The sequence below is a fragment of the Umezawaea sp. Da 62-37 genome (assembly GCF_032460545.1).
Classification (GTDB): Bacteria; Actinomycetota; Actinomycetes; order Mycobacteriales; family Pseudonocardiaceae; genus Umezawaea.
In genome coordinates this window covers 9727167-9744651 of record NZ_CP135965.1, presented here as the reverse complement: position 1 = coordinate 9744651, position 17485 = coordinate 9727167, and the positions used below count along the sequence as shown (strand labels likewise).

Sequence of the window (17485 nt, the reverse complement as noted above, 5' to 3'; positions counted from 1 at the left end):
GCCGATTTTGGTCAGCAGCGCTGGACGCAGTAGGCGTCGTAAATCCAGCCTCCTTGATTTCGCAGGGCCCAGTGCTGGGACAGGTTGGTGCGGCCTGGCCACACGGTGATCTCCCGATCGCTCGTGAAGGCGAAGTCGACGTGGATGACGATGGAGTTGGAGCCGCAGTGGGTGTAGTAGGAATCGCGATTGAGCCAGTAACCGCAGATTTCCGCGCCCTGGGTGCTGACACCTCCGGACGGCTGTGCGGCGTCGCGAACCAGCGCGTCCTGCTGGTTGATCCCAGCTCCGGACGGGTACGGCGACACGGTGCCGGCCTGTGTGGATGACGCGGGCTCTGCTCTGCCGTACACCTGCGCGGACGCGCTGCCGCCCATCAGGGTCAGCGTCAGGCCGAATACGATGGCCAGGACGCCAATAACGCGCCTGAGAATTGAGCTGTTCACGAGCATTTCCTTCCTTTGGACAGACGGGTGCCGTATTCTGTTTGTTGGTGCGGACATCTATCGGAGCGAAGCGGAAGCCAGGTCAGCTCGATCCGAGAACGTGGTCGCGTGAAGCGTTGTGAGTTGCCCTGCTCATCACGCCGATATCCTTGTGAGGCATGGGCGGAGTCGAGCGCCATGTGCGATCCGTGCCGGCGGAGAAGAGTGCGCCACCGGAATGTGCGCGTGGTGGTCGTATCGGGGGTCAGTGCACGAGGACTGCTGTTCCGGCGGGAAGGTCGCGCAGCAGCGGTTGCGTCGCCGGCGGGATCGGGAGGCAGCCGGTCGCGTCCAGTCGGTCGGTCGGCGAGTCCCAGCGCAGTCCGGGGATCACCATCCCGCCCAGGACGTGCGGGCAGAGCCGGTCGGTGCGCACCAGCACGGGCCACCACACCGAGGCCGGCCAGTAGGTGGGCCGTGAGGCGGGGGCCAGTGCCACGAACGTGCGACGGCCGCCCTCGATCCGCGGTACCGCGCCGGTGATTCCGTGGCCTGCCGCGCCGAGTGGGCCGATCACCGAGATGCTGCCGTTGTGGCTGTCGATGCGGACGTGCCGGTCGATGCGGTCGAGTGCGATCGAGGGTGTGAGGTGGATCCACCCTGCCGGACTGGGTGACCCGTCGGGGACGGCGGTGGGCAGCAGCACCATCGCCCAGCCCGGTCGCTGGTCGACGATCGGAACCCAGGTGTCGGCTCCCAGCAGCCTGGCCGGCAGCGACACGATCGCGGGGCCACCCGGTGCGGTGTAGACCGCGGTCGTCTCGATCGGGTGCAGCACCTGCCCGTCCAGCTCCGTCGTTGGCGCCGGATCGGCGGGAGCGCCGGGGACGGAGTCGACCACGCTCGCCTGTGGCAGGGCGGCTACCTGCTCGGTGGTGAGCTGCACCGGACCTTGCCCTGCGGGATCTTCGGTAGCCGGTATGCCTACCGGGACCACTGACTGCTCCGCGTCGGAGCGTGTTGGGGTATCCGCTTGCCCGACGGCAGGTTCCGACCTTGGCGCGGATCCCGCCTCGGTGTCGACGTCGGCCAGGCGCAATGCCAGGATCCCGAGCGCGGCGGCCAGGACGAGTACAGCGGGCCGCAGACCCGATGGTGCGCCACGCCACCGCGCCCGCACCGGCAGGGCGATCGCCAGCCACGCCGCGACCGGTCGGCTGATCCGGCGGATCGGCCGCGTCAACTCCTGCGCTGACGGTGCGGGGGCCGCGGCCGTGTCGGGGAAGGTCGAGGACAGCACCTCGACGTCGCCGGTCAGTGCGCGGATTGCCACGCTGTCTGGGGCGGTCATGACGTCGCTTTCACCACGGTGGCGACCGCGCCTTCGGCGATCGTGCACGTGTCCTGATCCGGGTATTGGCCGTTGACGAGCAGGACGCCCGCGGTGCTGCCGTCGGCCAGCTCGACCAGCGCCCCGCAGGTGGGTTCCTTGCTGGTGGCGTTCTTGCCGGATCGCAGCAGACCGGGCCTTCCGGCGATCGTCTTGGCCTCGACCTTGCTGTCGGGGTCGTTCGCAGTGGCCTGGTTCTGGGGCAGGCCGGGGTCTACGGGCATTTTGCCTTTCGGTGCCCAGAGCACGGTCGCGACGAAGTGCCGGCCTGCCGCGCTGGTGCTGGCGGCCTCGCTGTTGTCGTAGAAGCAGGAGATCTCGAACGGGTCGTTGGCCTTGGGTTCACGCTGCCGTGGTGGCTTGTCCGCCTCGTTTTTCGGGCGTACCGCGGCGGGGAACGCGGTCCAAGCGGGGACCTTGCACGGGTCGAACGCGGCACCCTTGACCGAGGCGTCGGCCGGCTTGTTCTGGTCGCCCAGCTTCACCGAACCGGACGCGGAGCTGCTCGGCGCGGCCGACGCCGACGAACCGGCCGACGCCGAGCCCGGCGTTGACGCGGTGCTGTCGTCGGGTGCGGACGTGCAGGCCACCGCCAGCAGCGTCCCGGCCACGGCCAGGCCGCAACGCAGTACGGACTTGAGCACGGTCATGTTGTCCCCCAAGGGATTGGTAGCGGTCAGGTTCACGGGAAGAGGCGTGTGAGGAAGTCGCCGACCAGGGCGTCGCGAAAGGCCAACCGCGTCCGATCGACCGGGGTCGTGGAGGCCTTGCCGCGGGGTTGCTGCAGGACGATCTGGACGCGCAGCACCCAAGGTTTGAACTCGTCGCCGGCGCCGGTGGTCAGGTCTTCGAGGTCTTGGCCGAGCCCGTCGACGGTGTTCTTCGGGGCGGACCGGAGCACGGCCTTGCCGTTGATCGTGAAAGTGGTGGTGATAGCTATGGCTTTGGGGTCTTTGGACGCCGCTTCGAAGTAGTCCGACCAGGACTTGCCGGGGACGACGGCAGTGCGGACCAAGAGCTGGTTGTCCTGTGAGGACACCGTGCAGGTTCCGTTTTCCACGTAACGGTAGAAGTCCTGGCCGAGGTAGGTCGCCCATTGGGTGTCCGACAGCGCGGAGCAGGCCATCTGGGCTGCGGCCTCGGGGTTGGTCTGTGCGGTGGCGGCCAGCTTCTCGCCGGTGTCGACCGCGGTCTGCGTCCATTCCACGCAGGTGGCGGGTTCGGCGCTGCGTGCGCACCCGCCCGCGGGTTCGACGTCGATCGGGGCTTGCGTGCTCGCCGACGTTCCGGCGGAGGCGGGGACGGCGTGGCCGCCGATGACGCTGGTACACCCGGTCAGCACCGCCGCCACGGCCACGACCAGCGCGCCGAATACGAGCGTGGTGCGGTTGTTCATCGCCGTCCCACCTTCGTGAGGACCTTGTCGGCGGTGGCCTGCGCGGTGTCGCACGACGGTGCCTGGACCACGACCACCTCGTAGGTTTTCGGGGCGTTCTCAGCCTTGGCGTCGGCGACCATCCAGGTGTTCTCGTCCCACACCACCGCGGTGCGGCATCCGCTCTTGCTCGCGGCCGCGACGGCCTTGCGGTCACCGACGGTCAGCGCGGTGTGCTCGATGCCGTTGACCTTCTGGCCGACCAACTTCAGCGGCTGGTCCTCGACCGCGAAGCTGACGGTGACCTCTTCCTTCTTCTCCTGCTTCGGCTTGTCCTTGCCACCGGCCCTGGATCCGTACCCGGCGCGGGCACCGCATTTGAACGGCTCGGTCGGGTGCAGTTCCGCGGCGTCCCCGTATTCCTCGAGCAGCGCCGCGGCCCCTTCGCAGGGGTCCAGCGCGGCCAGGGCCAATGCGGGGCTGGTGAGCCCGCGGTCGCGACGCGGCGGGTCCGCCCACACCGCGGCCGCGGCCTGGACGTACTGGCGCCCCAGGTCGCAGGGGGCGATCGTCGGCTGGTCCTGGGCGCTGCGGCTGGTGTAGTTGCGGACGTGCAGCACGATCGCGGATGTGCCGTCGAGCGGGCGGGCGACATCGCAGCCGGTCCCGTCCTCGTTGTCCTCGAGGTAGGTCAGCCTGCCGCCGATGGTCTCGGGGGCAGCATCGCGTCGACGGCCCGCGTCGTAGTCGGCGCCGACTTCCAGGTAGAGCGTCCAGGTGGCGGCGAACTCACCGCGGGTCAGGCGCAGGACGCACTGGTTGAGGCCGTCGAGGTTCGGGAGGAGCTCGTCGACCTGGTCGCCACTGATGGTCTGTGCGGCGGTCGGGTCGTGCAACGCACAGGGATCGATCGCCCGGAACCCTTTGTAGGCCATCGTTTTGGCTCGGCCAGCTTCCGGGACGGCATCGAGCAGCGCGGGTTGGTCGGTGGCCGATGTCGTAGTGCTCGACGTGGTCGCCGAGGTAGGGCCGCTGGTGCACGCGGTGGCGAACAGGACGGCTGCGGCCAACAGCAGCGCAGCCCGTATCCGACCGATCATGAGTGTCTTCCTTTGGTGATGCGGGAGACGTGGACAATCCCTGCAGATTTCGGAGTCCTCGTGGACGCCTACAGCACAGTCCAGGTAGTGGTCACCGGACAGACAAGTCGTCGCAATCGAAGCGTCCTCACGGTCCACTAAGGACTACCCGTCGTTTGCCAAAAGCTCGCGGGGAGGGGTGATGTCACAGGTGCATATCTCGGGATGCGCACCGGCACATCACCCACCGCCTCCCGGCCGCTTCGCAACGAGTGAGCCCGAAGGCGTCAGCGTGCGACTGCTCCACTGATCGGCGATCGCCGATCAGTGGAGCAGTCCCCGTAGCGGTGTCTGCCACAGCGAGGGCGTGCGCGCGGTGTAGTCGACGACCGACCGCGCGGTTGGGGAGTCGATGACCACGCCTGCGTGACCGAGCGCGAGCCGCACCGCGACCTGCTGCACCGGGAGCTGCGGCCCACCCGGTCGATGACGGGCCTGCGGCTGCACCCGCCAGGTGGGCGTGTCGGCGGTGGCGTCGGCGTGCAGTTGCGGCTGCACGGAGTCCACCACCTGAGCGGACGCGGTCGAGGTCCCCAACAGCGCGATCAACGAGCTGCCGGCGGCGATTCCCGCCGCGCGCAAGAGCCGAAAAGCCATGATGCTCCTTCGTGGCATGAGCCTTGGATTTGTTCGGGCAGCGCCCACGGGATCCTGACGACGAATTCAGGTCGGGACGCTTGCGCCACATCCAGACTTCTGCAGCGTTGATCGATACGTCAAGCAATTCAACCCAAATCCCGCAGAGGAATCTTTCCGCCGTTTTCTGGCATGCAAATGGGGCCGAATGAATTGGCATTCGGCCGCGTCCAAGCGTCACCTGCTACTGCCACCCCAATGACGCTGATGGCTCAACTGGCATTACTGGCAATACTTTGGAGTTCAGCCTGCAAGCGAGCGTACGAACCCCACCGAGATCGAATTTGTCTCCACGTTGGAGAATTCAGGATTTACGGCTGCCGCCGAAGGTCGCGACACGATCCGCCGCAGCATGCGCAATGCATGTGCAGCCGTCGCGGAGCGGTCCGGATGCGGGATAGGACCACCAGGTGTGGATCCAGTCTCCGACCTGCCACAGTTCGGGCTTGACCCGGTTCGGGATCGGTCGAACGCCTCCGGCGATGGGATCTCGTGCCGGACGGAACTCCAGCAGTGACCCCAGATCCACGTCATCTCGGGGCTCGCGAACCGCTGCGCAGCAGGTGGTCAGCAAGGGTGCGGCGACTTGCCATGCTGCGTCGCTCATCCTGCCCACGATCCCGGCGCCGTAGATCACCAGAGCAATCTCGTCGTCGACCTGTTCGACCTGCATGTCGAACATGAGCCGGTAGCCCAGTTCGGACAGTTCGTGCTTGACGGCCCACAGCACCTCGGGTGGCGGTACGCCCAGCTTGACGTGTCGGGAGAACAGTTCGGGGCTGCTGCTCCAGATCAGCTCGTAGTCCACGTGCTCGCACACCGTCCGGGCACGCGCACCGTTCGGCCATGAGGAAGCAGCCGGCCAGACGTGCCAGTCGAGCATGTCGGCCAGCGGCTGAGGAATGAGCGACTGGCCTGGGTCGAGCCTGCCGGCACAGGCCGCCGGTTCCGGCATCCACACCACCTGACTGGCGGTCGTGTTCGGTGCCACCGGTGGCGATGAGGCTTCCACATCGGCACTCGACTCTTGTCGTTCTGCTCTCACGCCCACCCCGAAACCCTTCGTCAATTCGTCGGTCATGCCGACACCTTCACTCCATGCCAGAGGTCCGCCACGACCTCATGTGACGCTTGTTCGTCATCGGCGGACTGCGCTACCGATGACCGAATGCCTTAAGGCGGCCATGCCGCCAGGACGCGGTGCGGCACACCGAGTTATCAACTGCCGCACCGCGTGGCGTTCGATCGCAGATGTCTCACGGAGACTCTTGACCTCGACAAGAAACACCCTAAGCACGTGCCTGACATAGAGTCACGAGATAAGAGCGAAAAACCGCAGAACTCGCAGACTAGGCACCGACCGGTAGCTCTGCATAGCATCATTGCTTGGATGCGTGAAGCTGGCCCGTGCGGATTGTCGCCAACTCGCTCGTGCGAATCGTGTGGATCGACCACGACCAAGTGCGATGTAGCCGATCCACTACCTGTCCGAGCGATCACGCCGTCACGGGCGAGGCGCCCAGGAGTTCCTCCAGCAAGTCAATAGAACGTTCGTGCACCGAACTGGCTCCGGCCATGAGGTACTCGGGCTCCTGCGGTGGTGGGCCGGTGGCCATGACGACTGCGAGGTAGTCGGCACGCTCGGTGGGACTCAGCGGGTCAGCCGGCAGGGCGACCGGGTCGCCGAGGTCTTGGCGGGCGAATGGTTCTTCCCACTGGGCAAGCAGGTCGTGCCAGGCGCGTCGCTCGCGTCGGTGGTGGGCGATGCGCTCGGCTCGGAGTTCGGCGAGGCCGTGTTCGGTCGCGATCTCGGCGAGGGTGCGGGTCGTGCGGGCGACCCAGTCGCGTCCGCGGTGCAGGAGCTCGACCTTCGCGAGTCGCCGTAAGGCTTGGTAGACCTGGGGGGTGCACATGCCGGTGAGTTCGGGAAGGTCGAGGGGCCGCACCGATGCCCGGTGGTGGCGTGCATGGCGTTCTATGGCGTCGAACACCCGCCTGGCGGGCAGGCCGAGGATGTGCCAGGCCGGGTGGACCGGCCCGACCTTCCTGTGTGCGATCAGGGTCGGATCGGCCTCGATCTCGTGCCCGTCGCTGCGAGGTGTCACCAAGGCGTACTTGTCCGCTGCGGCGCCGCTGCCCCGTTCGACGAGCAGGATGGGCGCACCGGGCAGTTCACGCAGGAAGCGCAGGGCCTGGGAGACGGTCTTGTCGTTGATCAGCCCTGCGGCGATGGAGAGCCACCGTCTGCCGGGGGCTACCACGTGGGACCGTTCCAGCTGCGAGATGTAGGCCAGTGCCTGCCAGATCGCCAGTGCCGTCCACCGGGTCTGCCCTGACAGGGTGCTGGCGGTCATCGTCCAGGTTTCGGCTTGGGCAAGCCACGAACGCAGTGCCACCCTCCCCCCGGTGTGCTGTTGTTGATGGCCGGAAACCCGCAATGCCGGTTCTACCTCCGCAGCCCACGTCATGGCCTTGACCCAGTCGCACCGCAACCGATGCTCCCACCGTGGCCCGTAGCGGTTGTAGGCGTCACGAAAGCCGGGCCACACTCCTGTGTGGACACTGGTCAGGACGTTGTTCAAGGACAGGCCGCGCAACACGGCGTGCGCGAGAAACGATTGACGGGCCTCGTGTCGGGTCCACTCCTCGCCACGCCAAGTGCGGCGATCGGGCAGTACCCCGGCTAGCGCGAACGCCGAGATCACCGATGGCACCGTGCCAGTAATCAGTGCGGGCAGACGGTCATCGTCAGATGAGTGCAGGTACACCGGAGCACTGGCCTGCGGACTACCCCGCACGACCGAACCATGGGGCTGGACCGGGCTTTGCACGGACAGAAGGGCTGAGAGGCGCGCGATGGTGCCGTGTTGCGATCGGGTGCGGGCAGCGGTGAACGCGTCGTCCAGCGGGGTGAGGAGTCGTCTGTGGCCGCCTTCTTTGCATGGCGACCCCGGTGCGGTGATGCAGCCCTGACGAGGGTTGCTCATGGGGGTGATGTCCAGCGTTAGAAGGCGCGCGGCCAAGGCGCGCAGGACTGGCATGACGTGCCGTACCGCCAGCGGCACATCATCGGCTAGAGGCACTAGGACGTGCCGGCCGCCTCGGGTGCTTTCGTCGACGATCGTCAGGCCGCCTGCTTGATGCACCCACTCCACCGCTTGCTCGGCATCCCCGCGAACACGCTCAGGTCCGTAGCCCTTGGGATCGAAGTCGAGGGCGAGCATCGTGGTTCGGCGGTGCTTGTCGTAGAGCGGGATCGCCGCCGGCTGCTCGGGCAGCGCGCGGCCCAGCCGACGTGCGTGGTCGTAGCCTCGATGCGGGCTCCACAGTCTGACCGACTGTCGGGCTGCGAGCAGGGGGGCCAGCGTCCATGCGGACGAAGGTGCGGACGAGGTCACTGCGGTGCCACGGATTCTTCGGCCTCAGCCAGCGCCGTTGGTGCCAGCGAACCGAGCCGCGAGCGTGGTCGATCGCAGTTGCTTTTGCTCGGCATCAAGGCACACTCGACACCTGAATTGGGCTCAGCAGCCGCCAGGACAAGCTGCCTAACAGCAACGACATACATGATCGAGCCAGTGCGAGAAATGGTTCCCCCAGGGATCTCAGTCCTGCACATGACGTCCAGGAAATATCCCGGATAACTTCGACATGCGTCGACACGACATAGAAAATGGCTACCTAAATATCCACTACGGCCAGCCAACGAAACGGCAATTCATATTTTATGCCAAATGAGCTCAGCAGGTAATCCGTGGAGCAATTGCGTCGATCAAGCCAGCAAAAACCAATAGCTTCCCATCAGATTTGCCAAACGTTTTGACGACCAGCCAAGCACATAGAGCCAGATTCATACGATTTGCGAGGATCCTGATGAAAAGGCGCCGAACTGAAGGATCCACCGTCAGCACATGGCGGACATATGCTGCGATCACACGATTCTCCACCTCGTGGCATTGACACATGCCCTTGGCATGTTCAGCGGATGGGCACTACGTGCATGCAGCCTGCTTCGCCGGTCCGATGCCGTCCGCGAAGTCCGTCTTCACGAGGCCGCTTCGTTCGACGACTCCTCAATGCTCGCTTGATCGAGCGCGTCCTGTTCCAACTTGTCCACGACCGCAGCCGGGATCACCATACGGCCGCGGAAATGTACGACCGCGATTTGACCGTCATGGATCGACCGATAGACGGTCTGGGCTGAGACGCCGAAGATTTTCGCCACGGCGCCGACCGACAAGAATCGCGAATTTTCCTTGGGAGACGCGTTCCTGACGCGCTTACCGGTCATATCGACCTCCGGAGCTTCCTGGGTTGACACCATCGTCACCCGCACTCTCAGCTTCTGTCAAACTTTCCATTCTCAGGAAATAATGGCCTCCATCCAGCACAGTTTTCCAGGGCGATTGCGTAGTCAGACAGCAATGCGCTGAGCTGGGGATTTGCGGAGTGAAGGGCCTTTGAGGAGGCGTAGGCGGCGGATGAGATCGCATCGGTGATCATGGAGTTGCGACGCTTCACGACTCCGAGGAAGACCCCACCCGCCGATGACATCATCTCTCATCACCGCACTGACCGTCACGACACCCTCCACCCACACCCCACCAGCGCCCGTCACCGATGGTGAGCATGGCGGTCTGCTGGACGCCTTGGCGAAAGTCCCGGATCCGCGTGACCCGCGCGGAATCCGCTACCCGCTGCCCGCCCTGCTCATGGTCGCGGTCTGCGCGGTCCTGGCCGGCGCGTCATCATTCGCGGCGATCACCGACTGGCTGCAGGATCTCGACAGCCAAACCCGTCACCGGCTCGGCTTCGACCGCATCCCCGCCGGCACAACGATATGGCGGCTGCTGACCCGCCTCGACGCCAACCTGCTGGCCACCATCCTCGCCAGCTGGCTCACCACCCGCTCCCGGCAATCAGTACCACTCCAACCCCGCCGATACCGCCACATCATCGCCGTGGACGGCAAAACCCTGCGCGGCGCCCGCGTCCACGACGGCCGCCAAGTCCATCTGCTCTCCGCACTGGACACCAGCACCGGCATCGTCCTGGCCCAGGTCACCGTGAACACGAAATCGAACGAAATCCCCGCGTTCACACCGCTTCTCGACGCCGTCCACAAGGTCACGGGCAGCCTGAAAGACATCGTGTTCGTCGCCGACGCGCTGCACACCCAAACCGGCCACGCCCAGCAAGTCGCCGCCCACGGAGCCCACCTGATCACCGCGGTCAAGGGCAACCAGCCGAAGTTGTTCGCCCAGCTCAAATCCCTGCCCTGGCCCCAAATCCCGGCCGGGGACCGCACCCACGACCGTGGTCACGGACGCCGCGAGACCCGCACCGTCAAAGCCCTCACCCTGCGCATCCCCGGCGGCATCCTGTTCCCCCACGCCCAACAGGCCGTCCGGATCACTCGCAGCCGCACCACCAGCACGAAGACCACCCGTGAAACGGTCTACTTCACCGTGTCCCTGCCCGCCAGCGATGCCCTGCCAGCCGATCTGCTGGACTGGATCCGCCGCGAATGGCTCATCGAGAACCAGATCCACCACGTCCGCGACGTAACGTTCCGTGAAGACTCACACCAAGCCCGGACAGGCACCGGCCCCGCCGTCATCGCGACCCTGCGCAACACCGCGATCGGCTGGCACCGCACCAACGGCGACACCAACATCGCTCGTGCCCTTCGACGCGCCAACCGCCGATCACACGACCTGATCTCTGCCGTGACCAGCAGCTACCCCACAACGCAATGACCCTGCACAGTTTTCTGACGTACCGTCACCGGAAAAACACACTATGCAGTTTCGGTAATCGCGAGTACCGAGGCGCCGATGCCGAGCCGCACACCGAGCACCCAGGCCGTAGCCGACGCCGTCCAGTTGGCCGCGTGCCCTCCGGCTAGCACGGCTGATCACCCACTGGGAGCGTGGGCCTCGGCGGCGATCTACATGCGATCCCTGAGATCGACCCCACGCCAGTGCTGCGGCCGGCATCGAGGTTGCAGTCGGACATTGCGATTCGCCAGGCGGCCGCGCATAGGGTTGCGCGGTCCCAGTGGCTTCTGTGTATGCCTGGTCGGGGGGCTCGGTGCCGCTTGGTCACGGCCGGTGGTTCGGTGGACGGGCTCGTGGCCGACGGTGTGGGCCGGTCCTGGTTGGCACTCGGCGCCATATCCACGAGGGCGACAGCGGACAAGCTCGTGAACACCAACGGGTATGTGGATGGCGAGCGGCAATATGAACTCCGAGGTGGCCGGGGTCGCGCCTGGTTAGGGTGATCGGTATGGATGACACGCGCGCGCTGAAGGTGAGCACGACGACCGACACCGTGGAGTTGGCCGGGCAGTTGGCGCAGTCGGCGTTGGCTGCGACCCTGGCCGGTGGCGCCGAGGTCATCGGACCGGTCGACGCCTACTCCTGGCACGAGGGTGAGGCCGTACGGCAGCCGGAGTGGAGGGTGACGTTCACGACCACGGCCGCCGGCTACCCGGCTTTGGAGGCGCACCTGCGCGCTGGTCATGTCTGGGACAACCCGGAGATCACCGCGGTGCCGGTGGTCGCGGCGTCGCAGGACTACCTGGCGTGGTTGGAACGGACCGTCACACCGGTGTAGCTGCGTCCAACTCCAGTAGTTCGGCGACTTCCGGCACGGTGCGGTGGGGCCGCAGGGCGCGCAGCACCGGTTCCAGGTGTCGACGGGGCCGGACCGACCCGACCCCGTCGGAAAGTTCGATCACGCGGGCAGCGACCAGGGCGGCCTGGGGCACTTCCCCGGCGTGCAGGTAGGCGCGGGCCAAGCTGGTGCAGTAGAGGGCCTTGTCGCGGGCGTGGGTGTCGTCGAACCTGTCCAGCGCGTCGGTCAGCGCGGGAACGGCACGCAGCGGCAAGTGCAGCTGGGTGTAGCAGCGGCTGGCCATGATGCGCATTTCGTCGGCGTCGACCCAGTACACCCAGTCCGGCTCGGGGACGTCGGTCTGCTCGGTGACGGCGTGCTCGGCGGCGTCCAGGGCGCGTTCGGTCTCGCGGACGTCGCCTGCGACCGCGTGGGTCCATGCCAGCCGCTCCAGTAGCAAGGCCCGTATCCGCGGAGTCCCGGCGTCGCGGGCCCGGTCCACGGACTCGGCTGCGGTCTGCACGTCAGGGCCTGTGACGCTGATCGACTGGTAGGCCAGAAATGCCAGTGCGTTGCCCGCGAAGGCCGGCGCCGCGGCGTCGGTGGCGGTGTCCAGGCTGGTCAGGTGGTGCGATTTGGCGACCCCGTGCAGGCCTGCGTCGAACGCTGCCCAGCCGGCCAGCTGCTGCTGCTCGGCCAACGTCGACAGCCCGGCACGGCGCACCGCTGCGGAGCACGTCGCGGCCGCGAGCGTCGCCGAGGTCGCTGCGGCCTCCGTGCGGTAGCGCTGGTGGGTGTCCGCGCCACCGAGCAGGTTGTCCAGGCGACGCAGGCGGGCGGTGCGCGCGGCCAGGCGTCGTACATCGATCACGCCGAATCTCCCACTCCTACTGGGGAAGGTTGCTTTCGGGGAAGACGCCACGGGCAGGGCCGTCGCGGCCAGCAAACCGACGAACTCGCGGCGCTTCACGTCACCGTCCCCTTCGATCTGGTCGAGCGCCTCGTGAGAGCGGTCTGTCCTGCTCGCATCCGGTGTCGAGCTCCGGCGTCGGTTGCGTGAGGCCGCCACCGCCTCGGCCAGCAGAGTGTTCCCCGAGGACCGGGACCGCATCCGCGCGTACGTGCGCCGATTGGCAGCAAAGAACGGAAATCGGGACGCGCTGAAGACTTATGCCGGCGCAGTGCACGCTCCAAGGATCTCGTTGGTCGGGCGCGAGTTGTCATCGGGCAGCACTACCAGTCCGAGTTCGTCAGCGAGCGTGCAGCAGTCCTGATAGCGCTGACGGAAGACCGTCATGTGGCTGGAGCGGTTGCGCGACAACCGGGTTCACCCTCGAGAATGCTGCCGTTCACCGCTCGGCTTAGCTTCGTGATGGCCGGCCGGCCTATGCGAGCAGTAGGCAGGAGTCCCACTTCGACAGTGGACGCGTGTCAGTGGCGGATGCAAGAACGGCGAGCGCCACACCAGCAGTTCCCTCCAGAAGTCCCGTGTCGCCGGGAGGGAGACGCGCGTGCAAGCCGAGCAGGGTGCGCAGCTTCGGCAGGTGGTCGGAGAGCACATCGGATTCGGAGTCGTTGACAGCGTGCCAGGTGGTGTGCAGTAGTCCCGCGGCACCGTGGCAGAGGCTGGAGTCGATGATGTGGCCGAGTTGGGTCAGATCGTCAAGGCACGCGGCCAAGGCCTTCTCGGCCATGCGCTGACGGCTGACGTCGCCGGTGGCGATGGCGGCAAGTTGTTGAGCGCGGGCGATGCCTGGAGTGCCGTAGCACCACGAAGGTCGATGAGGGCCGTGGTGTACGGCCTGTCCGGTGCGGGCTTCGTCGAGAGTGACTGTGCGCGGCCACCAGGTTCCGACGGCGCTGTCTTGCTGCCAACTGTCGAGCCAGGCACAGATGCGGGAGATCGCGTCGGTTGTACCGTCAACGGCGATTCCGCGGCGCAGGGCGAGTGCCAGTAGTGCCAGAGGGCCGGCGATCCCATGTGCCATACCGAAGTTGCCGTGTCCGCCGGGGTACACGGTGGGCGGTTGGCGGAGCGGGCCGTGATCGGTCCACCAGCCCGGCAGTCCGCCTGTGCTGGGGAGAGGTTCGGTCAGTCTCACGAGGTAGGACAGGATTGCCGAGGTCACGTCGTGGTGGGGGTTGCGGAGCAGGTGGTAGGCGCCGAGCCCGGTCAAGCCGCTGATGACGTCGAATTCCGCGAAGGCCGGGAGTTCGCCGCGGTCGATGCGGTCGTGTGCGGCGTTGAGCCGGATGTGGGTCAGGGCTGTTGTTGCGGCGTCGAGTTGGGTGAGGGTGTGCTGGTAGTGGCCGGTGCTGTCCGCGGCCGCGCTGGTGGCGAAGGCCAGGGCGGGTACGCCGTAGAAAAGACCGGCGTCGGGGCGGCCGTTGAGGTCACCGGCTGAGGCCGCGGTCAGCCAGGCATGGGCTGTGGTGGCGTGGTCGGGGCGGGTGAAGGCAAGCTCACTGTGTAATAGGGAGATACCTGCGGCGCCGCGGGCCAGTGACTGTGGTTGCGCGATGTGGCCGGTGTGGTGGGGCGCGTCCGAGATCGAGGGATCGTGCAGGGCGGAGAGGATGCTGTCCGCCAGGTCCCCCAGGTCCGAGTCGTGAAGGTTCATGACTTCCCACCGGGGTGAGCGATCTGGCTTAATGCTGCGTTGCGGGCAAGGCGGTGCGCGACTCGTTCGTTGACCGGACCGAGTCCGTTGACGCGGACGCAATGCAGGTGCAGCAGTGAGGCCAGCACGGCATCCGGGTTGAGGTCGGTCTCACGGGTCAGCACGTCGCGGTAGTCGGCCAGCGCGGTGCGTCGTCGTGCCCATGCCGCGGTGATGTGCTCGCCCCCGCGGAGGCCGCGAATGTTCGCGTAGTCGTCGCGTGGATGAGCGAGGCGGAGAGCTTCGTCATGGAGTGCACGACCGGGAGAGGCAATCGGGTCCTTGTTGACGTGGGTGATCAGCCATTCGAGGCCTGTGGTGGTGCCGGTGAACGCGACGGCCAAGTCGACCAGTCCGGCTGCGATCAGGGCCCGAGGATCGGCGGCGGTGGGGCCCGCGAGGTGCGCGCGGTGGGCGAGGGTGGCGGCGGAGTCGGCGGCGAACACGGTCTCGGCGGCGGTCATGGCGGTGCCATGGCCGAATCTTCCGGTCTCCGGCCGGTAGGTGTCGAACTGGAACGCTGTGATGAGTCGACGGTTGCGGAGATCTTTCGCCCAGGCGCCGATGTGGGCTGTGACTGCACCGTATTCGGCTGGTTCTGCAAGTCGAATACGGAGGCGGAGGTGGTCGTCGGGGTCGCGGTAGGGCAGGAACCACCACGATCTCTCGTCCAGTGTGGACAACAGACGAGGAAGGTGTTGGGTGAGCAGTGTGGTGTGCCGATCCGGGTTGCCGTAGAGCTTGCAGTGCACCCAATGCCCGGCCCCCGGCACGTGCTCGTCGTCGGTGCTGATCTGGATGGCCCGCGTCGTTCGGGTTCGCAGCGGTGGCCGAGTGGGGGCGGTGGTTCTGGCGAGGGGAACGATGATTTCGTGGGTGTGTCCGCCGAACCAGCCGAGTTGGTCGCTGCTGGGGGCTTCGTGGAGGGTGGCCTGGCCGTGGCGATCGAGGTGTGCGCGTAGCAGGTGGCGGTGGGCTGGTTCGTCGAGGTTCAGGCGGATGCGTTGATCGTTTCCGCCGAGGGTGACCACCGCGGGTGTCATCATCCGCGTGCGCCACGCGGCCAGGCCGGCCGTCCATTCGGTGTCGGACGTGTCAGGACCCGGCAGGTCGCCGCTGGTCGGTTTCCAGCGGGCGAGGGAGAGAATGGTTCGCCGGTAGGTCAGTCGGGGCAGGAACGGGAGCTCGGCGGCGATCCCCCACGCGAACGCTCCCCACGCCGCGGTGCGGGCGGCAGGTAGTTCACAGACGAATCGCAGCAGGGGGTGGGTGGCGTTGGTGAACTCCACCGCGTTGAACACCGACGGCTCCACTGGTCGGTTAAGCGATCGTGACCACAGGTGGAACCGATGCGCGTCTCCCACCACCAGCAGATCGTCCGGATTCAGCACGGCGCCGCCGTCGGTGTCGCTGTGGTGCTCGCTGATCGACAGTAGGTCGGGCAGGATTGTGGGGCTGCGGGCGACGTTCTCGGTGTCGAGGTAGACCGGCGGGCAGGACACTTGAACGCGGAGCGCGTCGTGGTTGATCGTGGGTAGTTCGGTGTACGCGGCGGTCATGCGGTCGCGGTCAGCCGGGTCGAGCAGGTCGAGGAATCGGCCGCTGGTGGTGCCGGCGGCACGGAACGCGCCGGTCACGATCAGGGTGAAGTCGCCACGGTCGAGGGCGTCGACGCTGGCCGCGTGGATGCGGACGGCCAGTTCGAGGTGGGGCGGCCACTGGGTTTGCGCGGTGGTGTCGACGCACAGCGCGGTGAGGGCCTCGTCGTCCAGGGCGATCCCGACGGTGCGGCCGAGCGCGGCGGTGTGAGCCAGCCGCAATAGTGCGGTATCGCGGTCCTTGTCCGTGGCCGTGGAGATCGGGTGCAGCGATCCTCGATAGCCCGCGGGAAATCCCAGGCCTGCGTCGGGGTTGACCAGGTCCAGCAGCGGCACTGCGGCGCCGATGCCGTAGCGCTCGAGGAAGCGGCGGTGGTAGTCCAGCCAGATCGGTTTGCCCGACGGACGTGGTGTCAGCCGTGCCAGGACCTCTGCTGCCCGTGCGGCTTCGGCGGCGACAATGCGGGGCAGGACGACCTCGGCATCCACTCGTAGGTCCGTGGAGTGGGGCCGGTCGGGATTGTGGTGTTCGGGGTCGCGCAAGTCGGTAAGGAGGTCGGCCACGGCGGGGATGTCGTCGGCACGAAGGTCGGCGAGAACACCGAGGACGTGGGTGAGCGGGTCGGCCGTGGTCATCGGGGGGCGAAGTGCGCTGATGAGGACTTGCTGCTCAACCAGTTGATCAAGCACCAGTGAGATGGTCTCGTCAGGTGTGTCGGGGAATGCCGCGCGGAGCTGGTCTACGAGATCGTGGCGGCCGACCGGTGTCCGGGCCGCGTGGCCGATCATCTCGATTGCGCGGGTGTGGCGGATCGAGACCTCGGCGGGGTCGTTGTGTCCGGCGGAGGGATCCTGGCGCACACTGATGACGAGCCGGTCGTCACGGAGAAAGGCCGCGTTGTTCATCATGACCGGGAGTCGCTGGGCCAACTCCGGGCAGCGTTCCAGTGTGGTGATCAGGTCGGCGAGCCACACGGCGTCCACGCGCGTGGTGACGCGATGGTTCTCGCCGAGCTTGACCGTGGTGGCGGGTCCGAACGTAGTGGGCGCGACTCCGGCGAAGAGCCCGAATGGGGTGGCCCGGCCGGTGGCGCGAAGTCGGTAGCGCAGCACGGACGTGACCGTGCCGCGCACGATACGGGGACGCTGTTCGGTGCCTGCTCGGATCGTGTTCACTCGGCGCGCCAGGGTGGGACTGGCCGTCTCGACAGCGCGGGCGAACGCGGTGTCCTTCCAAACCTCGCTGATCCAGTTCCGCCATTCGGTGACGTGATCGCCGTCCAGGGTCGGCCATGACTGGTCGTCGGTCAGCGGTCGGCTGGCCATCCGAAGCAGTGCCGCGTCGATGACGGTGAACAAGCTCAATTCCCCCTCTGGGGTGAACGGTGGTCAGGTGGCGGGATGATTGAGGCACCCCGCCACCTGACCGTGATCCGTCACGGCGACCGGTGCGTCAGCAGGTGCTGTTGGAGCAGGCGCTTTCACACGTCTGGCCGCAGCCGTCGTCGGTGTTCGACCTCAGTTCGGGCGCCACGGATCCGGACGAGACGATCGTGAGGTCGAGATCGAACTCCGTGGCGACTTGGATGCTGGAACTCCTGGCTAGGACGACCATGGCTCTCCTTCTGGTTCGGCGGGATGGGTCGA

General features: G+C 66.7%; 15 protein-coding genes. 2 read left to right on the top strand and 13 right to left on the bottom strand.

Features of this window, described 5'->3' with window-relative positions; all coding sequences use genetic code 11:
* Nucleotides 1-11: 11 nt before the first annotated feature.
* The 9 genes from RM788_RS44060 to RM788_RS44020 form a co-directional block, all read right to left on the bottom strand.
* On the bottom strand, nucleotides 12-452 hold the full coding sequence (locus RM788_RS44060; RefSeq protein ID WP_315926531.1) for a DUF6355 family natural product biosynthesis protein: 441 nt from the start codon (nucleotides 450-452) through the stop codon (nucleotides 12-14).
* Between the two features lie 238 nt (nucleotides 453-690).
* Nucleotides 691-1776 carry a hypothetical protein gene (locus RM788_RS44055; RefSeq protein WP_315926529.1) on the bottom strand — a complete coding sequence of 362 codons (1086 nt, stop codon included), beginning with the start codon at nucleotides 1774-1776 and terminating at the stop codon, nucleotides 691-693.
* The gene (locus RM788_RS44050) at nucleotides 1773-2501 is read right to left on the bottom strand and encodes a hypothetical protein (protein ID WP_315926527.1); all 729 of its coding nucleotides are present in this window, start codon (nucleotides 2499-2501) and stop codon (nucleotides 1773-1775) included. Before RM788_RS44050 ends, RM788_RS44055 begins: the two co-directional genes overlap by 4 nt.
* Nucleotides 2498-3211 (bottom strand): hypothetical protein, encoded by a 714-nt coding sequence (locus RM788_RS44045; RefSeq protein WP_315926525.1) that lies wholly within the window; start codon nucleotides 3209-3211, stop codon nucleotides 2498-2500. The genes RM788_RS44050 and RM788_RS44045 overlap by 4 nt, the downstream gene beginning before the upstream one ends.
* Nucleotides 3208-4290 (bottom strand): hypothetical protein, encoded by a 1083-nt coding sequence (locus RM788_RS44040; protein WP_315926523.1) that lies wholly within the window; start codon nucleotides 4288-4290, stop codon nucleotides 3208-3210. The genes RM788_RS44045 and RM788_RS44040 overlap by 4 nt, the downstream gene beginning before the upstream one ends.
* 303 nt (nucleotides 4291-4593) lie before the next feature.
* The gene (locus RM788_RS44035; protein ID WP_315926521.1) at nucleotides 4594-4926 is read right to left on the bottom strand and encodes a hypothetical protein; all 333 of its coding nucleotides are present in this window, start codon (nucleotides 4924-4926) and stop codon (nucleotides 4594-4596) included.
* A 343-nt stretch (nucleotides 4927-5269) separates the two neighbouring features.
* A complete protein-coding gene (locus RM788_RS44030) occupies nucleotides 5270-6046 on the bottom strand; it encodes a hypothetical protein (RefSeq protein ID WP_315926519.1) in 777 nt (258 codons plus the stop codon).
* A 415-nt stretch (nucleotides 6047-6461) separates the two neighbouring features.
* Nucleotides 6462-8363 (bottom strand): hypothetical protein, encoded by a 1902-nt coding sequence (locus tag RM788_RS44025; RefSeq protein WP_315926517.1) that lies wholly within the window; start codon nucleotides 8361-8363, stop codon nucleotides 6462-6464.
* A gap of 644 nt (nucleotides 8364-9007) precedes the next feature.
* Nucleotides 9008-9298: a helix-turn-helix domain-containing protein gene (locus RM788_RS44020; protein WP_315926515.1), complete on the bottom strand. Its 291-nt coding sequence runs from the start codon at nucleotides 9296-9298 to the stop codon at nucleotides 9008-9010.
* 211 nt (nucleotides 9299-9509) lie between these two features.
* On the opposite strand from RM788_RS44020, the gene RM788_RS44015 reads away from it, so the two are divergent.
* Together RM788_RS44015 and cutA are read left to right on the top strand one after the other, a co-directional pair.
* Nucleotides 9510-10721 (top strand): ISAs1 family transposase, encoded by a 1212-nt coding sequence (locus RM788_RS44015; protein ID WP_315926513.1) that lies wholly within the window; start codon nucleotides 9510-9512, stop codon nucleotides 10719-10721.
* A 529-nt stretch (nucleotides 10722-11250) separates the two neighbouring features.
* Complete coding sequence (gene cutA, locus RM788_RS44010) at nucleotides 11251-11580, top strand: divalent cation tolerance protein CutA (RefSeq protein ID WP_315926511.1); 330 nt, start codon at nucleotides 11251-11253, stop codon at nucleotides 11578-11580.
* Here cutA and RM788_RS44005 read toward each other — a convergent pair.
* The 4 genes from RM788_RS44005 to RM788_RS43990 form a co-directional block, all read right to left on the bottom strand.
* Nucleotides 11567-12451, bottom strand: coding sequence for an NsdA family TPR-like regulatory protein (locus RM788_RS44005; protein ID WP_315926509.1), 885 nt, complete (start codon nucleotides 12449-12451; stop codon nucleotides 11567-11569). The two genes, cutA and RM788_RS44005, sit on opposite strands and share 14 nt — an antisense overlap.
* Nucleotides 12452-12965: 514 nt before the next feature.
* Nucleotides 12966-14201: a lanthionine synthetase C family protein gene (locus RM788_RS44000; protein ID WP_315926508.1), complete on the bottom strand. Its 1236-nt coding sequence runs from the start codon at nucleotides 14199-14201 to the stop codon at nucleotides 12966-12968.
* Nucleotides 14198-17197 (bottom strand): lantibiotic dehydratase, encoded by a 3000-nt coding sequence (locus tag RM788_RS43995; protein WP_315926506.1) that lies wholly within the window; start codon nucleotides 17195-17197, stop codon nucleotides 14198-14200. The genes RM788_RS44000 and RM788_RS43995 overlap by 4 nt, the downstream gene beginning before the upstream one ends.
* A 94-nt stretch (nucleotides 17198-17291) precedes the next feature.
* Nucleotides 17292-17453 (bottom strand): FxLD family lanthipeptide, encoded by a 162-nt coding sequence (locus RM788_RS43990; RefSeq protein ID WP_315926504.1) that lies wholly within the window; start codon nucleotides 17451-17453, stop codon nucleotides 17292-17294.
* Nucleotides 17454-17485 lie beyond the last annotated feature (32 nt).